Raw genomic sequence first — 20,551 nt, forward strand, 5'->3', positions numbered from 1 at the left:
GGAGTTGCGTTGTTCTGTTTTTATAGTGCTATCCGTTACCCGGGTCTGAGTGCCCGTTTTTACTGCCCATGCAAAACGTTTAATTTCTGCACAAAATTAACATAGCAATATTTCTTTCCTTTTGAAAATAAATTATGCTGATTTTTGTAAAATGTTGGAATATTTCATTCCTTGGCGCTATCTTAGTGAAAAAATAAAGGCTGATAAACCTGTGAGAAATAGCGTGAAGATAAGGGCTAATCAGAGCATGGGCTGGTTTAGCGCAGCTCTGCTGCTATTAAGCAGTGGCGTGCTATTGCCTGCCATTGCGTCCACTGACAACAACCTGACTATTGGGTTTAAAACTGACGTGCCATTTGTACAACCCGAGCAATTACAGCTGCTGTTTTGGCAGCAAAAGCTAAGCCAGGGCGACAGGCTGTTACTCACACCAGCACAAATTGCCAAACGTAACCGGCAAACCTTTACGCAGCAGCAGGAAATGCAGCCGTTAAGTGCACTGCCTGAGCAGTATTCTGCCGCCGAGCTCATATCGATTATCGATAACGTCAGTAAAATTCCGTCCAGCCCACGCTTTTATACTAACGGCACCGCGCTTAACGCAGCAGATTGGCAGCGTTATCAGGCGCTGCTGGCCAAAGAGCGGGTAAAACAGATGAATCCCGTCGCTTTTGCGCTTATTGTAAAACGTACGGCGCTGCGGGCGTTTCCGACACTGGACAGAGTCGTCAATGAGCAGGGCAACGCTGACCTGGACCGTTTTGCTGAAACCGCACTCTTTGTTGCCGAGCCGGTGGCGGTGCTGCATCAAAGCCGCGATAACAGCTGGCTTCTGGTACAAAGCTTTAATTACACCGGCTGGGTGCAGGCGGCTGATGTGGCCATCGGCAGCCGGGAGCAGGTGCTGGCCTATGCTGAGCAAACGCCGTTTTTAGTCATTACCGCCGCCAAAACGCATACCGCTTACACGCCTGTGCAGCCAGCCTTATCAGAACTCCAATTGGACATGGGCGTTCGATTGCCCCTAATCAGTGCTGCTGACACCGGTTTTAATGTACACGGGCAAAACCCGCTGGCCAGTCATATTGTGCAATTGCCGCAGCGGCTGAGTGATGGCCGGTTGCACTTTATGCCGGCGCTGCTGCCGCTTAGCAGCGATGTCAGTATCGGCTACTTGCCTTTTACCGAGCACAATCTGCTAAGCCAGGCCTTTAAGTTTTTGGGCGAGCGTTACGGCTGGGGCCATGATTACAACGGCCGTGACTGCACCGGTTTTATCTCCGAAGTATTTCGCAGCTTTGGTATGCTGATGCCACGTAACTCCGGCCAGCAGGGTATGGGCAGTTATGGCACTAACCAAAGGTTTAAACCTGATGCAAGCCAGGCCGACAAATTAAAGGCGTTAGCACAGGCGAAGGTGGGAGATTTATTCTATTTCCCCGGCCATGTGTCAATATTTATCGGTAGGGTGCAGCAGCAACCTTTTATGATCCACTCGGTAAATACGTTGATATACCCTACCGATAACGGCTTGTATCAGGGCACCTTAAACGGGGTGGTGGTCACCCCATTAATGCCGCTGCATAACAATGCCGAGCATGCTTACCTTGATGCACTGTATGCCATTAAATCACTGCGATAACAGAGGCGACTATGAAAATAACTGATATCAGACTGGGTATGTTACGGGTGCCTCTGAAAACGCCGTTTAAAACGGCGTTACGAACCGTGAATAGCATTGAAGATATTATCGTCATGATCCACACCGACAGCGGTCATGTGGGCTACGGCGAGGCACCGGCTACTGCGGTGATCACCGGTGACATTCACGGCTCTATTATTGAGGCTATCCGCACGGTAATAAAGCCCAAGCTGATTGGCCAGGACGTTAGCGATTTAAACCACATTATCCGCCTTATTCAGGGCTGTATTATGAAAAACTACAGCGCCAAAGCCGCTGTGGAGATGGCGGTGTACGACTTATTTGCCCAGCTGTACAAAGCGCCGCTGTATAAAATTCTCGGTGGCGGCGTGCCTAAAATTACCACTGATATTACCATCAGCGTGGATTACATCGACAAAATGGTCGCCGACTCACTAAGTGCGGTTGAGCGCGGGTTTGAAACCTTAAAAGTGAAAGTAGGCAAAGATATCGGCGTTGACATAGAGCGGGTAAAGGCTATCTATGCGGCTGTTGAAGGCAAGGCGCTGATCCGGCTGGATGCCAATCAAGGCTGGACGGCGAAAGAGGCGGTATATGCGCTGCGCAAGTTAGAAGATGCCGGCGTGCGGCTGGAGCTGGTAGAGCAACCGGTTAAAGCCTACGATCTGGAGGGCTTAAAATATATTACCGAGCGCGTACACACGCCGGTGATGGCTGATGAAAGCAGTTTCGGCCCGCGTGAAGTGATAGAGCTGATTAAAATGCGCGCCGCCGACATTATTAACATTAAGCTGATGAAAACCGGCGGCATTGCCAATGCTATAAAAATTGCCGATATCTGCTCGTTTTACGATATGCAGTGCATGATTGGCTGCATGTTAGAGGGCAGTGTCAGTGTTGCCGCAGCAGTGCATGTGGCGGTAGCGAAATCTGATGTCATCACCAAAATCGATTTAGACGGCCCGTCACTGTGCGCCTATGATCCGGTAAAAAGCAGTGTAAAATTTAATGATGCTGACATTACTATTGAAGATGCACCCGGCCTGGGTATTACCAGTATAGATGGCCTGGAAATGCTGGCTTAAGTTGTCAGGCCTGTTTAAGTACGTGCAGCAGTTTGGCATTTTCTTCCAGTTGATGGTCATTGTTGTGCTGCTGGCACAGCAACAAATACAGGATATGACATAAATGCTGCTGCGCCACTTGCACCAAGATCGGGTTTATCCGCACGTTTTCATCGCCACTGAGTGCAAACAGCGGTACATCAGCAGTTAGGCTTAGTGCATTGCTTTTATAACTGGTCAGGCTAAGTAGTGGAATGTGCTGTTGTTTGGCGTAGCGTGCCAGCTTTAGTAAATCAGCATTTTGGCCAGACTCAGAGATCAGCAGCACGGCGCTTTGCGGCCCTAAAGTACTGGCCAACTGTAAGGAGAGTGCCGGGTCGCTGTGCGCCAGCGTTAACTTACCCAGCTGTAATAAGCGAAACTGCATGTCATGCGCCACTATGCCTGATTTGCCAAAACCGGCCACTAATACCCGGTCAGCACGTTGTAGTAAGGCTGCGGCGTCATGCAGTGCTTTTTCTTCATTAATTTCCAGAATACCGCGTAAATGGCTGTGCAGGCTAAACTGCAACTGTTCTACCAGCTGTTGTAAATTGGTGGCGTTACCAGGCTCGTTGTTGTCACGCTGCAGGGTTGACGCCGTAATAATGGCTTCGCTTACCGCCAGCTTTAAGTCGGGGTAGCCTTTATAGCCCAGTTTCTGGCAAAACTTTACCACGCTGGATTGGCTGGTACCAACGGCATCGGCCAGTTGCTGCGACGAATAATCCCGTAGCAAATGGGCATTATCCAGAATAAAATCTGCCAGCTTGCGCTCGATCACCGACATTTGATCCAGCATACCGCGGATCTTGAGTAAACATACCATACAGGGAATATCCTTATTGTGTTGCCCAAGCTCTATGGAATTTGTTATTGGCAACCTACTTCAGTATTGAATAATTTATTCCATGTTGGCAAGCGGCTGCAGAAAAAAGCAGCATAATTTAGGGTGCTGTATATAAAAACAGGGCTATTTACTGAGTGTTTTGTATTGTCTCCACTTTTTCCCACCAAAATCATCACCTTCGCTGTAGCGCCCGATTTTACTGTGATCGCAATCGATCGATAGCTTGGTTTTTACCTTGACAATGGTCAAACCTGCACCCTAAACTGTATCGTCGTGGGGATTTGTGGGTAAAAGTGGATCATTTTGGCTTACCTGCAAACAAAATAACTAAAGTCATTGCACAGGAAGCTTATGTTTCGTGGCTCATTTACACTGACACTGGACGAGAAAGGACGGTTAGCGTTACCAGCACGCTACCGTGAATTTCTGCTGTCTGATTGTCAGGGCCACTTAATTTGCACCATTGACCTGCATGACCCCTGTTTATTGCTGTATCCGCTGGCTGAGTGGGAAGAAATAGAAGAAAAACTCAAGCGCTTGTCCAGCCTAAACCCGCAGGAACGCCGCTTACAGCGCGTGCTGCTGGGTAATGCTACCGACTGCGATATGGATAAAAACGGCCGTATTTTACTGCCAGCGCCGCTGCGCCAGCATGCCGGTTTGTCTAAAGGTATTCGCCTGGTCGGTCAATTAAATAAATTCGAGATCTGGGATGAAACCGCCTGGCATGAGCGTTTAGCGGCAGATATTGCGCTGGAACAGGCTCAGGCCGGTGATGTAGAACTGTCAGAACGATTACAGGACTTTGCACTGTAAATGAATACTGTGGCTCATATTTCCGTCCTGCTGCAGGAAGCACTGGATGGTCTGGCAATTAAAGCTGACGGCTGTTATCTGGACGGCACTTTTGGCCGTGGTGGCCATAGCCGGGCTATTTTAGCAAAGCTTGGCCCGCAAGGCCGGTTGTTTGCCATTGACCGCGATCCCGCCGCGATTGCCGCTGCCGCCCCACTGGCAGGCGATCCGCGTTTTCATATCACTCACAGCCCCTTTGCCGCCCTGGCAACTATTGCTGAGCAGCAGCAAATTATTGGAGAAATAGACGGCATTTTGCTGGATTTAGGAGTGTCATCACCGCAACTGGACGACGCCGACCGTGGTTTTAGCTTTATGCGCGACGGCCCGCTGGATATGCGAATGGACCCGACCAGTGGCATCAGCGCCGCAGACTGGCTTGCCAGTGCCGACGTCGAAGATATCAGCTTTGTGCTGCGCGAATACGGCGAAGAAAAATTCGCCTGGCGTATTGCGCAAGCCATTGTAGCGGCCCGCAGCGAGCAGCCACTGACGCGCACAGCGCAGTTAGCCAAGCTTATCAGCGACAGCGTGCCCAAAAGTAACAAAGAGAAAAAACACCCGGCAACACGCAGCTTTCAGGCCATTCGCATCTACATTAACAGCGAGTTGGAGCAGGTTAATCAGGCGCTGCATGCCGCTATGCAAGTGCTTAAGCCCGGTGGCCGGCTGGTGGTGATTAGCTTTCACTCGCTGGAAGACAGGTTGGTAAAACAGTTTATGCGCCGTTATTCCAAAGGCGAGCCGCTACCGCGCGGTATTCCGCTTACTGCGGCGCAAATGCAGCAGCGCACTGAGCTGGAGCTGGTAGGTAAAGCCATTATGCCTTCAGATCAAGAGCTGGAGCTTAACCCGCGCGCCAGAAGTGCCGTGCTGCGCATCGCACAGAAGCAGCGCCATGAATAATATCAGCCTGCATCGATTAATTTTCCGCGACTGGCGCGAGCAAAAATGGCTGGCGCTTCTACTGCTGGCTTGCATTATTTCTGCGCTGGTGGTGGTGCACTTTGCCCATTTAAACCGTCAACTGACCATAGCGCAAGATGCTTTGTATCAGCAGCGCGACCAGCTGGATATCGAGTGGCGTAACCTGATTTTAGAGCAGCGTGCCCTGTCCGAGCACAGCCGGGTAGAAGACATTGCCCGCCGCCAGCTGAATATGGTGCGCCCGGCGGCTGAGCAAGACATTGCGGTGACAGTGCCATGAGCAGCAAACGCAATACACCTCAAGCCAAAGCCAGAACGGTGCCCTCGGTGCTCGGGTGGCGCTTTGCTTTTGTATTGCTGAGTTTAGCCTTAGTGTTTAGTGCCTTAATGGTGCGCGCCGCCTGGTTACAGGTAGTAGAGCCTGACATGCTGGTCAGTCAGGGGGATGCGCGTTCGCTGCGTGTAGAAGCTGATACCGTATTACGCGGTATGATTTTCGACCGTAACGGTGAAGAGCTGGCGGTAAGTGTGCCGGTAGAAGCGATTTGGGCTGACCCTAAAGTGGTGATCGAACGTCATGCTGCCGCAGATGAGCGGCGCTGGCATGCGCTGGCCGACATTTTACAACTGACACCGGCACAGCTGCAAAACCGCATTGGCACCAACCCGCAGCGGCGCTTTGTTTATCTGCAGCGTCAGGTCAACCCGGCCGTGGTCGATTACGTGAAAAAATTAAAAGTGCCCGGCATTTATTTTCGCCAGGAATCACGCCGCTATTATCCAGCCGCTGAAGTCACCGCTCAGTTGCTTGGTTTTACCAATGTCGATGATGTTGGCGTAGAAGGCATTGAAAAGCGTTTTGATGAGCTGTTAACCGGTACCGCCGGGCGTAAAGTATTCCGTAAAGACGCCAAAGGCCGTGAAATTGAAGTGTTGGAGCGGGTGCAACAGCAAGCACCCGGCAGTTTGCAGTTGAGCATCGATCAGCGTATCCAGTCCATTACCTATCGCGAGCTGAAAAAAGCGGTATTAACCCATGGTGCCACCTCAGGCTCTGCCATGGTAGTGGATGTGCAAAGCGGAGAGGTGCTGGCGATGGTGAACAGCCCATCGTTTAACCCGAATAACCGCGGCAATACACCCGCTTATTTATTTCGCAACCGCGCCATTACCGACACCTTTGAACCAGGCTCGACCATGAAGCCGTTAGCGGTATTAAGTGCACTGGAGTTTGGCAGCGCGAACCTTGGCAGTAAGATTGATACCTACCCCGGCTATATCCGTGTTGGCGGCAGCTGGGTGCGTGATGCCATTAACTACAATACGCTGAGCCTAACCGGCATTATTCAAAAGTCGAGCAATATCGGCGTCACCAAACTGGTGTTGGATATGCCGGTAGAGCATGTCATCAGTCTTTACGCCAATATGGGGCTGGGTAGCGATACCGGCCTTGGTCTAAACGGTGAAAGCAGTGGCATGTTAAGCCATAGGCGCCGGTGGTCTGATTTTGAGCGCGCTACCTTATCTTTCGGTTATGGCTTATCTGTGACTGCAGCACAGCTGGCGCGGGCTTATGCCACTATGGCCAACGGCGGTGTAAGCCGGCCGCTGAGCATCGTGAAACAAGACAATATTATGCCCGGCGAACAGGTGCTGGATCCGGAACATGCTGCCGCCATGCTGGAAATGATGGAAGCTAACATTATGCCCGGCGGCACCGCTACCCGGGCGCAGGTAAAAGGCTATCGGGTGGGTGGTAAAACCGGCACCGCACGTAAAGCTATTGCCGGGGGGTATGGCGAAGATTATGTCGCCTCTTTTGCTGGCGTTGGGCCAATTTCCAATCCGCGTCTGGCCTGTGTGGTAGTGATTAACGAGCCTGCGGGTGATTTTTACCATGGCGGTGAAATTGCGGCGCCGGTGTTTGCCAATATTATGGGCGCTACCATGCAATTGCTGAACCTGACACCGGACGCGGCAAGCCAGAGCAAAATCTCAGCAGTAACGGGAGGGCGCAATGCCGGTTAACAGCAAAGCCTGGTTGGCACTTTATGCCAGCAATGTCATAGACGCTGAGCTTGAGCAGCTGCAACTGGACAGCCGTAAGGTGAGTGCTGGCGATGTATTTCTGGCGATACCGGGTGTACAACAACATGGCCGGCAATTTATTGCTCAGGCGCTGGTACAGGGCGCAGCCATGGTGCTGACCGATGCAGGGCATTATGACGATGCCCGTGTGGTTGTGCTGCCTGAGCTGATGCAAATTCTGCCCTCATTAGTGGCGAATTTTTATCAGCAACCAGCGCGTAAACTGCAATTGGTCGGTATTACCGGGACTAACGGTAAATCCAGTACCAGCTTCTTTGTTAGCCAGCTTGCTGCTGAGCTTAAGCAGCCTTCGGCTGTGATTGGTACCCTGGGCTATGGCCACAGCCAAAGCCTTACGCCGCTGCCCAATACCACGCCGCATTATGTCGATTTGCAGCGTATTCTGGCGCAGTTTGTTGCTGAGCAAACCCAGTTGGTGGCGATGGAAGTGTCCTCCCACGCCCTGGTGCAGCAGCGTGTGGCAGGCATCTTGTTTGACGTCGCGGTTTTTTCCAACCTGACACGCGATCATCTGGATTATCACGGCTCTATGGCCGAGTATGGTGCCGCCAAAGCCATGCTGTTTACACCGCAGCTGGCGAGGGTGGCCGTGATTAACGTCTCCGACGAATTCGGCCGCAAGCTGGCAGCGCAAAGCCAGCTGCCGGTGTGGGTATATGGTAAAACCGAAGACTGTCAGAGCTTTAACCGCTACCTGGGTTATTCAGAGGTGATTGCTAATGACACCGGGTATAGCCTGACGCTAACCAGCCACAGTGGCACAGTTAACCTTAAGCTGCCGCTATTGGGCGAGTTTAATATTCAAAACGTGTTAGCGGCCATCGCCAGCCTGTTGGCACTGGGCTATGACTTTGATGCCATCTTGGCCGCATGCAGCGTGCTTAAAGCGGTGCCGGGGCGGATGGAACAATTTCAGTTTGCCAAACAGTTTACCGCCGTGGTGGATTACGCCCACACGCCAGATGCATTGCAGCAGGCGCTACAGTCATTACGGCTGCATTGCCGTGGCCGGCTCTGGTGCGTGTTTGGTTGCGGTGGCGATCGAGATCGCGGCAAACGGCCACTCATGGGCCAGCTGTCGGAGCTGTTTGCCGATCATGTCATCATTACCTCAGACAATCCGCGCAGCGAAGATGCGCTGAGTATCTGCCATGAGATTGCTGCCGGCATGAGCCCGGATGCCAGCTATCAGATTGAACCCGACCGGCAGAGCGCTATCAAGCTGGCGCTGGCAAGTGCGCAGCCGGGCGACTTAGTGCTGATTGCCGGCAAAGGCCATGAAACCGTACAAATTATCGGCTCGGAGCATCGGCAGTACGATGAACGGGCTTACCTGCGTCAACTGGTTACGGAGATGTCACTATGATCCGCTTAGCCTGCAGTGAAATTGCTACGATGCTCGGTGCCCGCATGCTGGGCGGCGAGCAAGTCATCAGCTCAGTCAGTACCGACAGCCGCAGTATTAGCGCCGGTGAGCTGTTTATTGCGTTAAAAGGCCCTAACTTCGACGGTGCGGCTTTTGTCGCTGATGTAAAAGCCAAGGGTGCGGTAGCTGTGGTGTTGGAGCAACCGGTTAGCGAAGAGATTACCCAGTTGATTGTGCCTGACACACGAGTAGCTCTGGGGCAATTAGGTGCTGCGCTAAAAGCCAGACTGGCGCCGAAAACCATTGCTGTTACCGGTAGCGCCGGTAAAACCACAGTTAAAGAGATGATTGCCGCCATTCTGGCCAGATTAGGGCCGGTACTGGCAACCCAGGGCAACTTTAATAACGATATCGGTGTGCCACTTACCCTGCTGCGCTTAACCGCTGAGCATCGTTATGCCGTGCTGGAGTTAGGTGCCAACCATCAGGGCGAAATAGCCTATACCACCTCTTTGGCGAAGCCGGATGTCGCTATTATTACTAATGTCGCGCCCTCGCATTTGGAAGGCTTTGGTGATGTGTATGGTGTGGCACGCGCCAAGGGCGAAATTTTTAACGGCTTAGTCGGTAACGGCTTGGCGATAGTACCGGCTGACAGCGAATACCGCGATTACTGGTTGCGCCGTCTAACCGACATGTCGGTGCAGCAATTCTCAGCCAATCAGAGCGCCGATTACAGTGCCCGCGATATTGTGCTGGACGCTCAGGGCTGTGCCAGTTTTGTGCTGCAAAGCCCCGCTGGCAACGTGAATGTCAAACTGACCATCCCGGGTAAACATAATGTGGCCAATGCCCTGGCAGCCGCAGCCGCCTGTGTGGCGGTGGGCGCCAGTTTGCAGGATGTGGCGCAGGGCCTGGCGCAAATGCAGGCCGTAAAAGGCCGCACCAATATCAAACAGCTGAGTAACAAGCTGCGGCTGATTGATGATACCTATAATGCCAATGTCGAGTCGGTGAAAGCGGCGATAGATCTGTTAGCGTCTTACAGCGGTTATCGCGTGCTGATTCTGGGCGATATGGCTGAGCTGGGCGCTGATGCCCGTTTGTACCACGAAGAGATTGGTTTATACGCAAAAAATGCCGGAATTAATCTGTTGTTCACCCTTGGCGTGTTATCACAGAGCGCCAGTGACTTGTTTAACGGTCAAGGGGCACATTTCAGTTCGCGTCAGGCGCTAATACAGCGGTTGATGCCAATCGTTTTAGAACAACAGGCGGTCACCCTGCTAGTGAAAGGCTCGCGCAGTGCGAAAATGGAATTAGTTGTGCAGGACTTGCTAGAACGTTGTCAGCAGGAGAGCAGCCCATGCTAGTTTGGTTAGCCGAGTATTTAACCCAATACTTCAGCTTTTTTAATGTATTCAGTTACCTGACGTTCCGCGCCATTTTAGGCATTTTAACGTCATTACTACTCAGCCTGTATCTGGGGCCTAAGCTGATTGCGCGCTTACAAAAAATGCAAATTGGCCAAGTGGTGCGCGGCGATGGCCCGGAAAGCCACTTTTCGAAAAAAGGCACACCGACCATGGGCGGTTTGCTGATTTTAGGCTCGGTGCTGGTCAGTACTTTGCTGTGGGCCAATCTGGAAAATAAGTACGTCTGGGTGGTGTTGTTTGTGCTGGTCAGCTTCGGCTGGATTGGCTTTGTCGACGACTACCGTAAGGTGATCCGTAAAGACCCTAAAGGTTTAATTGCGCGATGGAAATATTTCTGGCAGTCGCTGTTTGCGATTGCCACTGCGGCGTTTTTGTATTTCACTGCCGAACGTCCGGCCGAAACTGCGCTGTTAGTGCCGTTTTTAAAAGATGTGATGCCGCAGCTGGGCCTGCTGTTTTTGGCGTTAAGTTACTTTGTTATTGTCGGCACCAGCAACGCCGTTAACCTGACCGATGGCTTAGACGGCCTGGCCATCGTACCGACCATTATGGTGGCAGGTGCTTTTGCCATTATTGCTTACGCCAGTGGCAACGTGAACTTCTCGGCTTATCTGAATATTCCTTATCTGCCTTATGCCAGCGAGCTGGTGGTGTTGTGCGCCGCGCTGATTGGCGCGGGTCTGGGCTTTTTGTGGTTTAACACTTATCCGGCTCAGGTGTTTATGGGCGATGTTGGCTCACTGGCGCTGGGTGCGGTGCTTGGCGTGATCGCCATTTTAGTCCGCCAGGAAATTGTGCTGTTTATTATGGGCGGCGTCTTTGTGATGGAAACCCTGTCGGTGATCCTGCAGGTGGGCTCTTACAAGCTGCGTGGTCAGCGTATTTTCCGTATGGCGCCAATACACCATCACTACGAATTAAAAGGCTGGCCAGAGCCGCGCGTTATTGTCAGGTTCTGGATCTTATCCATTATGTTTGTGCTGGTGGGCTTAGCCACCCTGAAACTGAGATAACCATGACACAGCAGGCATTAATGCAATATTTAGCGAAAAAACGCATAGCGGTAGTAGGGCTGGGCCTGTCGGGTCTGGCCACGGTGCGTTTTTTGCTGAATTTAGGCATTAAGCCGGTACTGATGGACAGCCGCAGCAAGCCCGCCGGTATTGAGCAAATCGCGCCGGAAAAGGTAGATGGTATTTATTTAGGCGAGCTTGACGCTAACCGGCTGGCAAAAATGGACATCATCGTATTAAGCCCCGGCTTGTCACCGGCACATCCAGCTATTCGTTTTGCTGTCGCGCAGGGCGCTCAGCTGATGGGCGATGTCGAGCTTTTCGCCCGGGTTAACCAAAAGCCGGTGGTCGCTATTACCGGCTCTAACGGCAAATCGACGGTGACTATGCTGGTCGAAGCCATGCTTAAAGCCAGCGGTGTAAACGCACTGGCGGCGGGCAATATTGGTTTGCCGGTGCTGGATGCCTTAGTCCAGCGCGATGTTGATGTCTTTGTGCTGGAGTTATCCAGCTTTCAACTGGATACCACGTCCAGTTTGCATAGCATCGCCAGCTGCATTTTAAATGTCAGTGCCGATCATTTAGACCGTTACGGCGATATGGCTGCTTATGCCGCGTCAAAACAGCGGGTGTATCAGCACAGCCAACTGGCGGTATTTAACCTGGATGATGCCGCTACGATACCGCAGCACGCCGGGCATAGCTTAGGTATTACGCTATCTGATGGCGCTTACGGTATTGTCAGTAAAGGAAGCCAGCGCTGGTTGCAAGTGGCGGGTGAACCTTTATTGCCGCTGTCTGAGATGACGCTGTTTGGTGAGCACAACCAGTTTAATGCGCTGGTGGCCAGTGCATTAGCGCTGGCGGCCGGTGCCAGCCGTGACGGCCTGAAAACAGCGCTTAAGCAGTTTGTCTCATTACCGCACCGCTGCATTTTAGTGGCTGAGCACAATGGCGTGCGCTGGATCAACGACTCTAAAGCCACCAATATCGGCGCGACGTTGGCGGCCATTGCCGGGCTTAGGGTCACCGTTGCCGGTAAACTGATTTTAATTGCCGGCGGTGATGCCAAAGGTGCGGATCTCAGCGAGCTACAACCGGTATTGCAACGCGATGTACAGCAGCTGATTACGCTGGGGCAGGACGGCCCGGCCATCGCCGCCTTAGTGGCGGGCAGCATAGAAGTAAAAAGTTTAACGGAGGCGGTAAAAGCCGCGGCAAAACTGGCTAAAGCCGGCGATATGGTGCTGCTGTCACCTGCCTGTGCCAGTTTGGATATGTTTAAAAGCTATGCCGAACGTGGCGAGCTGTTCGCGCAAGCGGTTAGGGCGGAGGTGCTATGAAACAGCTGGCACTGAGCATGTTTAAGCAGCCCTGGAGCAACCCGCTGCAGGCCATCAGCCAGTGGTGGCGCGCTGAGGATGGCGCCGCCTACGATAAATTATTTTTGACCTTGCTGCTGCTTATTCTGGCCATTGGCGTGGTCATGGTCACCAGTGCTTCGGTGCCGGTGGCGTCGCGCTTATTCGGTAATGAGCTGCACTTTACTATTCGTCATCTGGTGTATTTGGCGCTGGGCTGCAGCGCAGCGCTATTGATCCTGAACATGCCGGTACAGTGGTGGCATAACAGCAATATGGCGCTGCTGTTTGCTGCGCTGGCGCTGTTGGTGGCAGTGTTGTTATTCGGCCGAAATGTTAACGGCAGTACCCGTTGGTTGTCGCTCGGCCCGATTGGTTTACAGGCTGCTGAGCCGGCCAAGCTGTTTTTCTTTGTTTACCTGGCCAGCTATCTGGTGCGCCGGCACGAAGAAGTGCGGGAAAACTTAAAAGGCTTTTTAAAGCCGCTATTTGTGCTGTTTGCTTTTGCCGTGTTGCTGCTGATGCAGCCTGATCTGGGCACCGTGATCGTGATGTTTGCTACCGCCGTGGCGCTGCTGTTTTTAGCCGGCGCTAAGCTGTGGCAGTTCTTCTGCTTGATCTTTACAGGTATCGCCGCGATTGGTGTACTGATTGTGTATAGCGAATACCGCTGGAAGCGCGTGACCGCCTTTTTAGATCCCTGGGCCGACCCGTTCGGCAGTGGCTATCAGTTAACACAGTCGCTGATGGCGTTTGGCCGCGGTGGCTGGTTTGGTCAGGGCCTGGGCAACAGTATTCAGAAACTGGAATACCTGCCAGAGGCGCATACCGACTTTATTCTGGCCGTCATCGCTGAAGAGACCGGCTTTATTGGCGTGGCTGTGCTGGTGTTGCTGTTATTTTTGCTGGTGTATCGGGCGCTGTGGATAGGCCAGCGCGCGCTGGCAAAGAATTTAAGCTTCCACGGCTTCCTGGCCTATGCGCTGGCAATTTGGATTGGCTTTCAATCTGCGGTCAATATCGGTGTTGCCACCGGCGCACTGCCGACCAAAGGCCTGACCCTGCCTTATGTCAGCTCGGGCGGCAGTAGCTTAATCATTATGTTGGCAGCAGCGGCACTGTTGCTGCGGATTGATTTTGAAGTACGGCTGAAAGGTAAACACGCTATCAGTGGAGGCAAGCATGACTAAGCCTCGTATTCTGATCATGGCAGGTGGCACCGGCGGCCATATCTTCCCGGCTCAGGCAGTCGCCACAGCACTTAATGCTCAGGGCTGGCAAATACACTGGCTGGGTAGCCGTGAAAAAATGGAAGCCCAGTTAGTGCCGCAGTTCGGCTGGCCGTTTCACAGTATTGATGTAGCCGGTTTGCGTGGTAAAAACCTGACATCGCTGATAAAAGCGCCCTGGATGCTGCTGAAATCATTATTGCAGGCACGGCACGTTATCACGGCCGTGCAGCCTGATTTGGTGCTGGGCTTTGGCGGTTTTGCCAGTGGCCCCGGCGGTCTGGCAGCGTGGCTAAAAGGCATACCGCTGTTAGTGCATGAGCAAAACGCCGTTGCCGGCAGCACCAACCGTTTACTGGCGCGGTTAGCACAAAAAGTGTTAGTGGCTTTTCCTGCCGCTTTTGCTGGTCATGCCAAGCAGCTGATAGTGGGTAACCCGGTACGGGCAGCGTTGGTCGATGCCGGAAAAAAACATGATTTTAGCGGTAGCTTAAAAGTGCTTGTGGTGGGGGGCAGCCTGGGGGCCAAAGCGTTGAATGAGCAGCTGCCACCGATTTTTGCCAAAGCGGCACAGCAGGCACCGCTGCAGGTACGCCACCAAAGCGGTAAGGTGATGCAGCAGCAGACTGATGCATTGTACCAGCAACTGGCCCAAAGTGGCTTAACGGCAGAGGTGAGCGCCTTTATCGACGATATGGCGCAGGCTTACAGCTGGGCTGATGTGGTAATTTGCCGCGCCGGTGCCTCTACCGTGAGTGAGCTGGCCTGTGCCGGTGTGGCGGCGCTGTTTGTACCGCTGCCACAGGCGATAGACGATCATCAAACGGCCAATGCGCGCTGGCTGGTGACAGAAGGTGCCGCCCTGATGTTGGCTCAGCCAGACTTAACCGAACAACAGTTGTTACCGCTGCTGAGGCAGTGGCAACAGAATAAAGCACCGTTACAACAAATGGCCGCCAAAGCGCGTGCCTGCGCACTGGATCATGCCACGGCGCAGGTAGTAGCGCAGTGTCAGCAGGTAGCAGGTCAAACCGTAACAGGACAAGTAGTATGATTACGACACCACAACAGAAAAAACTGGCGATGCGCCGTGTAGAACGCATTCACTTTGTTGGCATCGGCGGTGCCGGTATGGGCGGCATTGCCGAAGTACTGGTAAACGAAGGCTATAACGTATCCGGCTCTGACATTGCACCAAACGCCGTTACCGAGCGCTTAATCGGCCTGGGCGCCTGTGTCAGCTTCGGCCACGACGCCGCCAATGTCGCAGGCGCCAGTGTGGTAGTGGTATCCAGCGCCATTAACAGCGCCAATCCGGAAGTGGCAGCCGCGCGTGAGCTGCGCATTCCGGTGGTGCGCCGCGCTGAAATGCTCGGTGAGCTGATGCGCTTTCGCCATGGTATCGCCGTGGCGGGTACCCATGGTAAAACCACCACCACCAGCTTATTGGCATCGATTTTCGCCAAAGCCGGCACTGACCCCACCTTTGTTATTGGCGGCTTATTGAACTCGGCCGGCTCTAATGCCCGCTTGGGGGCGGGCCGCTATCTGATTGCCGAAGCAGATGAAAGTGATGCTTCCTTCCTGCATCTGCAGCCGCTGGCCACCGTGATCACCAATATCGAAGCGGATCACATGGACACCTATCAGGGCGACTTTGAAAAGCTTAAAGCCACTTACCTGGAGTTTTGCCACAACCTGCCATTTTACGGTGTGGCCGTGGTGTGTATTGACGATCCGGTATTGCGGGCGCTGATCCCTCAAATTGGCCGCACTGTGCTGACCTACGGCTTTAGCCAGGATGCGGATTTTGTCATCAGTGATTTTAGCCAGAGCGGCACCCAAAGCCGTTTTGTCATTAGCGACACAGAAGGCAATCAGCGTGAAGTGGTGCTGAATTTGCCGGGTAAACATAATGCGCTAAACGCCACCGCCGCTTTTGCACTGGCGCGGGATGAAGGTATCAGCGAGCAGGCCATTCTAGCCGCCTTTAGCGAATTTGAAGGCATTGGCCGGCGTTTTCAGCAGTACGGCGAGTTTGATACCGGCAACGGCAAAGTGCTGCTGTTGGACGACTACGGTCATCACCCCACCGAAGTGGCCGCCACCATTGCTGCGGTGCGCGCAGCCTGGCCAGCGCGGCGTTTAGTGATGGCGTATCAGCCGCACCGCTATACCCGCACTCGCGATTTGTATGAAGATTTTGCCAAGGTGCTGTCCAGTGTCGACAAGCTGTTGCTGCTCGAAGTGTACAGCGCCGGCGAAGCACCGATCGCCGGGGCCGATAGCCGCAGTTTGTGCCGTTCTATTCGTGCCCGTGGCAGCTTAGATCCCATTTACGTTGCCGGGCCGGATGAACTCGCCCCCTGTCTGGCTGACGTGCTGGCCGATGGTGACGTGGTATTAACGCAGGGCGCCGGCAATATTGGCGCGCTGGTGAAAAAATTGGCGGCAATGAAACTGAATATTAACAAGCTTAAGGCCAGTGCAGGAGAACAAGCATGAGTGAAGCAGTACAGGCATTTGGCAAAGTAGCCGTGATGTTTGGCGGGCTGTCGGCCGAGCGCGAGGTGTCACTACGCTCCGGTGCTGCCGTGCTTAAAGCGCTGACCGAGGCCGGCGTTGATGCCTTTGCTTTTGACCCAAAACAGCAAAGCCTGGCTGAGCTGGCCCAAAGCGGTGCACAGCGGGTATTTATCGTGCTGCACGGCCGTGGCGGCGAAGATGGCAGCATGCAGGGGGCGCTGCAGCAACTGGGCCTGCCTTACACCGGCAGCGGTGTGCTGGGCTCGGCACTGGCGATGGATAAAATTCGCTGCAAATACCTGTTTCAGGCGCAGCAATTACCCACGGCGCCTTTTGCCGTGGTGCACCGCGATGACACCGACTTTGCCGCCTTATTGGCAAGCCTGGGCGGTAAAGTGATGGTAAAGCCGGCCAACGAAGGCTCCAGCATTGGTATGAGCGCCGCCAGCACTGCCGAAGAGCTGCAGCAGGCGGTACAGCAGGCACTTAACTATGACAGCGAAATTTTGGTTGAGCGCTGGATCAACGGCCGCGAGTTTACGGTGGCGATTTTAAATGGCCAGGTTCTGCCAATTGTGGAAATGCGCACACCGCGCGCGTTCTACGACTATGAAGCGAAATACCAGGCCAACAGCACCGAGTATTTATGCCCGGCACCGCTAAGCGCCGAGCAAACTGCCGCCATGCAGCACACTGCGCTTAAAGCCTTTAATGCGGTAGGCGCCAGTGGTTGGGGCCGCGTTGACATAATGCTAGACCAGGACGGCCAACACTTTTTACTGGAAGTGAATACCGTGCCCGGCATGACTGAAAAGTCGTTGGTGCCGATGGCGGCAAAGGCTGCCGGTTACAGTTTCCAGCAACTGGTCGTGGCAATATTAGGCCAAAGCCAAGAGACGAGATAATGATTAAACACCTGCCCAAGTTCGAGTTTAAGCAGCAACCGGCGTTTTACGCCGGCGTGCTGTTTTTTCTCTGCTCGGTGGCAGGTCTGATGTGGGCCGCAGTGCAGGTAAATGCCTGGCTGCATGATCAGCAAAGTGCGCCGCTTAAGCAGGTAAAACTGTATGGCGACTTTGCCCACATCGATGCCCAGGCGCTGCATCAGCGGTTGGCGCAGCAGTATATAGGTAACTTTTTTAGCGTGAACGTGGACCAGGTACAGCAGTTCCTGTTACAGCAACCCTGGGTATATCAGGTGGCCGTGCGCAAACAATGGCCTGATGCCCTGGTGGTGGTTGTCACAGAACAACAGCCGGTAGCGATCTGGAATCAGCAGCAATTACTCAACAAAGAGGGCGAGGTGTTTCATGCGCCCCTAGAGCAGCTGAAAACGGAACTGCCGATGCTAACCGGCCCCGACGGCAGCCAGCAGGACGCACTGGCCATGTTCCGCCATATGCAGGGCTTACTGGCCCTGCATAAATTTAATGCCGTGGCGCTGGGAGTAACCGAGCGCTTCTCCTGGCAGCTAAGTCTGAGCAATGGCGTAGCACTGAAGCTAGGGCGTGATGATACGTTAAAACGGTTGCAGCGCTTTATAGAGTTGTATCCGGTAATAAGCAAACACAAAGCCGAAGCGATAACCGAAGTCGACCTGCGCTACGACACCGGTATCGCCGTGCGTTACAGCAGTGAGCAGAAGAGAAAAGCATGACAAAGTCGTTAGATAGAGATCTGATTGTTGGCCTGGATATCGGCACTGCACAAATTAAAGCGGTGGTGGGCGAAATTACCGCTGACGATCGCTTAAGCATTGTTGGCGTCGGCACTCATGTGTCACGCGGCATGGATAAAGGCGGCGTTAACGACTTAAACCTGGTGGTACAGGCGGTACAGCGTGCGATAGACGAAGCCGAGCTGATGGCTGACTGTCGGGTGTCATCAGTGTATTTAGGCATTACTGGTAAGCATATCCGTTGCCAGAACGAAAGTGGCATGGTGCCGATAAACGACACTGAAGTCACCGCAGATGATGTCGCCAATGTGATCCATGCTGCTAAGTCGGTGCCGATTTCTGCTGAGCGGCGCATGCTGCACGTGTTGCCGCAGGAGTTCTCGGTAGATATGCAAGAGGGCATTAAAAGCCCGGTTGGCATGTCAGGTGTGCGGATGGAAGCGCGGGCACACATCATTACCTGCGCCAATGACATGGCAAAGAATATTGAAAAGTGCGTTGAACGCTGTGGTTTGCAGGTCGACCAGTTAATTTTCAGTGCACTGGCTTCAAGCTATGCGGTGCTGACAGACGATGAAAAAGAGCTGGGCGTTTGCGTAGTCGATTTAGGCGGCGGCACCATAGATATTGCTATTTACACCAATGGTGCCCTGAGGCACACCGCGGTGATCCCGGTAGCGGGCAATCAGGTGACCAGCGATATCGCCAAGATTTTCCGCACGCCAATAAGCCATGCCGAAGAGATTAAAGTGCAGTACGCCTGTGCGCTGCGCAGCATGGTAGGTAAAGAAGAAAGCATTGAAGTGCCAAGCGTGGGTGGCCGGCCGGCGCGCTCTATGTCGCGTCATACCCTGGCTGAGGTGGTCGAGCCGCGCTACCAGGAATTATTCGAGCTGGTGCTGGAAGAGATAAAAAGCAGCGGCTTAGAAGAGCAAATTGCAGCCGGCGTGGTACTGACCGGCGGCACCGCCAAGATGGAAGGCGCGGTGGAGTTTGCTGAAGATATTTTTCAGATGCCGGTACGGGTGGGCCAGCCGGCCCACGTAACCGGGTTAAAAGAATATGTACAGGATCCGGCCTACGCCAGTGTGGTGGGGTTATTGCTGTACGGTAAAGATGCGCGTACGCAGCAGAAGAAAGCGGCTGATGTACGGGATTCAGTAAGTGGCTTCGTCAAACGGATCAGCAGCTGGTTCAAAGGCGAATTTTAAGTAAGCGTAGAAACGGAGAGAGAGCTATGTTTGAGTTAATGGAAAACCACAGCGAAGAAGCTGTTATTAAAGTAATAGGTGTTGGTGGTGGTGGCGGTAATGCCGTCGAGTACATGGTTGCCAGCAACATCGAAGGGGTGGAGTTTGTTGCCGCCAATACCGATGCGCAGGCACTGCGTAATTCATCGGCCAATATTACCCTGCAATTGGGCTCTAATGTTACCAAGGGCTTAGGTGCGGGTGCTAACCCGGATATCGGTCGTCGTTCTGCCGAGGAAGACCGCGAAACCATTAAGAAAACCCTGCAGGGCGCTGATATGATCTTTATCGCTGCCGGCATGGGTGGTGGTACCGGTACCGGTGCGGCGCCTATCGTGGCTGAAGTGGCGCGCGAGCTGGGTATTTTAACCGTGGCGGTGGTCACCAAGCCATTCCCATTCGAGGGGAAAAAGCGTACTGCCTACGCTGATGAAGGTATCTTAGAGCTGAGCAAGCATGTTGACTCGCTGATCACTATTCCTAACGACAAGCTGTTAAAGGTGCTGGGTAAAGGCACCAGTTTGCTGGATGCGTTTAAAGCAGCAAATAACGTACTGCTTGGCGCAGTACAGGGTATTGCTGAATTAATTACCCGCCCGGGTTTGATCAACGTCGACTTTGCCGACGTACGTACAGTAATGTCTGAGATGGGCACTGCCATGATGGGTAGCGGCCGTGCGACTGGCCCGGACCGTGCGGAAGAAGCCGCCGAGCAGGCCATTTCCAGCCCGCTGCTGGAAGATATCGATTTATCAGGCGCTAAAGGCATACTGGTGAATATCACTGCCGGTTTGGATATCAGCATTGAAGAGTTTGAAACCGTAGGTAACGCGGTTAAAGCTTTCGCGTCTGAAAACGCCACTGTAGTTGTAGGTGCAGTGATTGACCCGAACATGCAAGACGAGCTGCGTGTAACGGTAGTGGCTACCGGTATTGGTGCCGACCGCCGGCCGGATATCAGCCTGGTACCAAACAACCGTACGGTAGAAGTACAGAAGCCGTTTTACGGTACTCAGGGCGGTGCCGCGCTGCAACCACAGCACGAAACACAGCAAGTGCGTCAGGAGCAGCCAGCGGCAGTAAAAGCGCAGCCTGAGAGCAAAGCGAATATCGATATCTTTGATATTCCGGCATTTTTACGTAAACAAGCCGACTAAGCGTTAGCTTAGTCGCACGGCAGGGCCG

18 protein-coding genes are annotated in these 20,551 nt (G+C 53.4%); 17 read left to right on the plus strand and 1 reads right to left on the minus strand.

Going from position 1 to position 20,551, the window contains the following annotated elements; translation table 11 throughout:
• Window positions 1-223: 223 nt before the first annotated feature.
• Both ABGI61_RS09105 and ABGI61_RS09110 read left to right on the plus strand, forming a co-directional pair.
• On the plus strand, window positions 224-1,642 hold the full coding sequence (locus tag ABGI61_RS09105; protein WP_347600136.1) for an SH3 domain-containing protein: 1,419 nt from the start codon (window positions 224-226) through the stop codon (window positions 1,640-1,642).
• Between the two features lie 11 nt (window positions 1,643-1,653).
• The gene (locus ABGI61_RS09110) at window positions 1,654-2,748 is read left to right on the plus strand and encodes a dipeptide epimerase (protein WP_347600138.1); all 1,095 of its coding nucleotides are present in this window, start codon (window positions 1,654-1,656) and stop codon (window positions 2,746-2,748) included.
• Between the two features lie 4 nt (window positions 2,749-2,752).
• Here ABGI61_RS09110 and ABGI61_RS09115 read toward each other — a convergent pair whose 3' ends face one another.
• Window positions 2,753-3,595, minus strand: coding sequence for a MurR/RpiR family transcriptional regulator (locus ABGI61_RS09115; RefSeq protein ID WP_347600141.1), 843 nt, complete (start codon window positions 3,593-3,595; stop codon window positions 2,753-2,755).
• 372 nt (window positions 3,596-3,967) lie between these two features.
• Between ABGI61_RS09115 and mraZ the strand changes: the two genes are divergently transcribed.
• The 15 genes from mraZ to ftsZ are packed head-to-tail and all read left to right on the plus strand — an operon-like array spanning window position 3,968 to window position 20,523.
• The gene (gene mraZ / locus ABGI61_RS09120) at window positions 3,968-4,432 is read left to right on the plus strand and encodes a division/cell wall cluster transcriptional repressor MraZ (RefSeq protein ID WP_008218721.1); all 465 of its coding nucleotides are present in this window, start codon (window positions 3,968-3,970) and stop codon (window positions 4,430-4,432) included.
• Window positions 4,433-5,377: a 16S rRNA (cytosine(1402)-N(4))-methyltransferase RsmH gene (gene rsmH, locus ABGI61_RS09125; protein WP_347600145.1), complete on the plus strand. Its 945-nt coding sequence runs from the start codon at window positions 4,433-4,435 to the stop codon at window positions 5,375-5,377.
• Complete coding sequence (ftsL, locus tag ABGI61_RS09130) at window positions 5,370-5,678, plus strand: cell division protein FtsL (protein WP_347600148.1); 309 nt, start codon at window positions 5,370-5,372, stop codon at window positions 5,676-5,678. Before rsmH ends, ftsL begins: the two co-directional genes overlap by 8 nt.
• On the plus strand, window positions 5,675-7,426 hold the full coding sequence (locus tag ABGI61_RS09135; RefSeq protein ID WP_347600151.1) for a penicillin-binding transpeptidase domain-containing protein: 1,752 nt from the start codon (window positions 5,675-5,677) through the stop codon (window positions 7,424-7,426). Before ftsL ends, ABGI61_RS09135 begins: the two co-directional genes overlap by 4 nt.
• Complete coding sequence (locus ABGI61_RS09140; RefSeq protein WP_347600155.1) at window positions 7,416-8,873, plus strand: UDP-N-acetylmuramoyl-L-alanyl-D-glutamate--2,6-diaminopimelate ligase; 1,458 nt, start codon at window positions 7,416-7,418, stop codon at window positions 8,871-8,873. Before ABGI61_RS09135 ends, ABGI61_RS09140 begins: the two co-directional genes overlap by 11 nt.
• Window positions 8,870-10,246, plus strand: a complete 1,377-nt coding sequence (locus tag ABGI61_RS09145) for a UDP-N-acetylmuramoyl-tripeptide--D-alanyl-D-alanine ligase (RefSeq protein ID WP_347600158.1) — start codon at window positions 8,870-8,872, stop codon at window positions 10,244-10,246. Before ABGI61_RS09140 ends, ABGI61_RS09145 begins: the two co-directional genes overlap by 4 nt.
• Window positions 10,240-11,322: a phospho-N-acetylmuramoyl-pentapeptide-transferase gene (mraY, locus tag ABGI61_RS09150; RefSeq protein ID WP_347600161.1), complete on the plus strand. Its 1,083-nt coding sequence runs from the start codon at window positions 10,240-10,242 to the stop codon at window positions 11,320-11,322. Before ABGI61_RS09145 ends, mraY begins: the two co-directional genes overlap by 7 nt.
• 2 nt (window positions 11,323-11,324) lie before the next feature.
• Window positions 11,325-12,665 (plus strand): UDP-N-acetylmuramoyl-L-alanine--D-glutamate ligase, encoded by a 1,341-nt coding sequence (gene murD, locus ABGI61_RS09155; RefSeq protein ID WP_347600164.1) that lies wholly within the window; start codon window positions 11,325-11,327, stop codon window positions 12,663-12,665.
• The gene (ftsW, locus tag ABGI61_RS09160; protein WP_347600167.1) at window positions 12,662-13,873 is read left to right on the plus strand and encodes a putative lipid II flippase FtsW; all 1,212 of its coding nucleotides are present in this window, start codon (window positions 12,662-12,664) and stop codon (window positions 13,871-13,873) included. The genes murD and ftsW overlap by 4 nt, the downstream gene beginning before the upstream one ends.
• A complete protein-coding gene (murG, locus tag ABGI61_RS09165) occupies window positions 13,866-14,966 on the plus strand; it encodes an undecaprenyldiphospho-muramoylpentapeptide beta-N-acetylglucosaminyltransferase (RefSeq protein WP_347600170.1) in 1,101 nt (366 codons plus the stop codon). Before ftsW ends, murG begins: the two co-directional genes overlap by 8 nt.
• Window positions 14,963-16,417 carry a UDP-N-acetylmuramate--L-alanine ligase gene (gene murC, locus ABGI61_RS09170; RefSeq protein WP_347600173.1) on the plus strand — a complete coding sequence of 485 codons (1,455 nt, stop codon included), beginning with the start codon at window positions 14,963-14,965 and terminating at the stop codon, window positions 16,415-16,417. The genes murG and murC overlap by 4 nt, the downstream gene beginning before the upstream one ends.
• Window positions 16,414-17,343, plus strand: coding sequence for a D-alanine--D-alanine ligase (locus tag ABGI61_RS09175; protein ID WP_347600176.1), 930 nt, complete (start codon window positions 16,414-16,416; stop codon window positions 17,341-17,343). The genes murC and ABGI61_RS09175 overlap by 4 nt, the downstream gene beginning before the upstream one ends.
• The gene (locus ABGI61_RS09180) at window positions 17,343-18,095 is read left to right on the plus strand and encodes a cell division protein FtsQ/DivIB (protein WP_347600179.1); all 753 of its coding nucleotides are present in this window, start codon (window positions 17,343-17,345) and stop codon (window positions 18,093-18,095) included. Before ABGI61_RS09175 ends, ABGI61_RS09180 begins: the two co-directional genes overlap by 1 nt.
• Window positions 18,092-19,327: a cell division protein FtsA gene (gene ftsA, locus ABGI61_RS09185; RefSeq protein WP_008218745.1), complete on the plus strand. Its 1,236-nt coding sequence runs from the start codon at window positions 18,092-18,094 to the stop codon at window positions 19,325-19,327. Before ABGI61_RS09180 ends, ftsA begins: the two co-directional genes overlap by 4 nt.
• 26 nt (window positions 19,328-19,353) lie before the next feature.
• Window positions 19,354-20,523, plus strand: a complete 1,170-nt coding sequence (gene ftsZ / locus ABGI61_RS09190; RefSeq protein WP_347600183.1) for a cell division protein FtsZ — start codon at window positions 19,354-19,356, stop codon at window positions 20,521-20,523.
• Window positions 20,524-20,551 lie beyond the last annotated feature (28 nt).

Source organism: Rheinheimera fenheensis (assembly GCF_039871805.1).
In the GTDB taxonomy this organism is placed as follows: Bacteria; Pseudomonadota; Gammaproteobacteria; order Enterobacterales; family Alteromonadaceae; genus Alishewanella; species Alishewanella fenheensis.

Excerpts from the sequence above, each read along its gene's own strand:
- ABGI61_RS09135 (WP_347600151.1), top strand. The coding sequence starts at position 5,675 with ATGAGCAGCAAACGCAATACACCTCAAGCCAAAGCCAGAACGGTGCCC.
- ftsZ (WP_347600183.1), top strand. The coding sequence starts at position 19,354 with ATGTTTGAGTTAATGGAAAACCACAGCGAAGAAGCTGTTATTAAAGTA.
- ABGI61_RS09180 (WP_347600179.1), top strand. The coding sequence starts at position 17,343 with ATGATTAAACACCTGCCCAAGTTCGAGTTTAAGCAGCAACCGGCGTTT.
- mraY (WP_347600161.1), top strand. The coding sequence starts at position 10,240 with ATGCTAGTTTGGTTAGCCGAGTATTTAACCCAATACTTCAGCTTTTTT.
- ftsL (WP_347600148.1), top strand. The coding sequence starts at position 5,370 with ATGAATAATATCAGCCTGCATCGATTAATTTTCCGCGACTGGCGCGAG.
- ABGI61_RS09145 (WP_347600158.1), top strand. The coding sequence starts at position 8,870 with ATGATCCGCTTAGCCTGCAGTGAAATTGCTACGATGCTCGGTGCCCGC.
- rsmH (WP_347600145.1), top strand. The coding sequence starts at position 4,433 with ATGAATACTGTGGCTCATATTTCCGTCCTGCTGCAGGAAGCACTGGAT.
- ABGI61_RS09175 (WP_347600176.1), top strand. The coding sequence starts at position 16,414 with ATGAGTGAAGCAGTACAGGCATTTGGCAAAGTAGCCGTGATGTTTGGC.
- murC (WP_347600173.1), top strand. The coding sequence starts at position 14,963 with ATGATTACGACACCACAACAGAAAAAACTGGCGATGCGCCGTGTAGAA.
- mraZ (WP_008218721.1), top strand. The coding sequence starts at position 3,968 with ATGTTTCGTGGCTCATTTACACTGACACTGGACGAGAAAGGACGGTTA.
- ABGI61_RS09140 (WP_347600155.1), top strand. The coding sequence starts at position 7,416 with ATGCCGGTTAACAGCAAAGCCTGGTTGGCACTTTATGCCAGCAATGTC.
- murG (WP_347600170.1), top strand. The coding sequence starts at position 13,866 with ATGACTAAGCCTCGTATTCTGATCATGGCAGGTGGCACCGGCGGCCAT.
- murD (WP_347600164.1), top strand. The coding sequence starts at position 11,325 with ATGACACAGCAGGCATTAATGCAATATTTAGCGAAAAAACGCATAGCG.
- ftsA (WP_008218745.1), top strand. The coding sequence starts at position 18,092 with ATGACAAAGTCGTTAGATAGAGATCTGATTGTTGGCCTGGATATCGGC.
- ftsW (WP_347600167.1), top strand. The coding sequence starts at position 12,662 with ATGAAACAGCTGGCACTGAGCATGTTTAAGCAGCCCTGGAGCAACCCG.
- ABGI61_RS09115 (WP_347600141.1), bottom strand. The coding sequence starts at position 3,595 with ATGGTATGTTTACTCAAGATCCGCGGTATGCTGGATCAAATGTCGGTG.
- ABGI61_RS09110 (WP_347600138.1), top strand. The coding sequence starts at position 1,654 with ATGAAAATAACTGATATCAGACTGGGTATGTTACGGGTGCCTCTGAAA.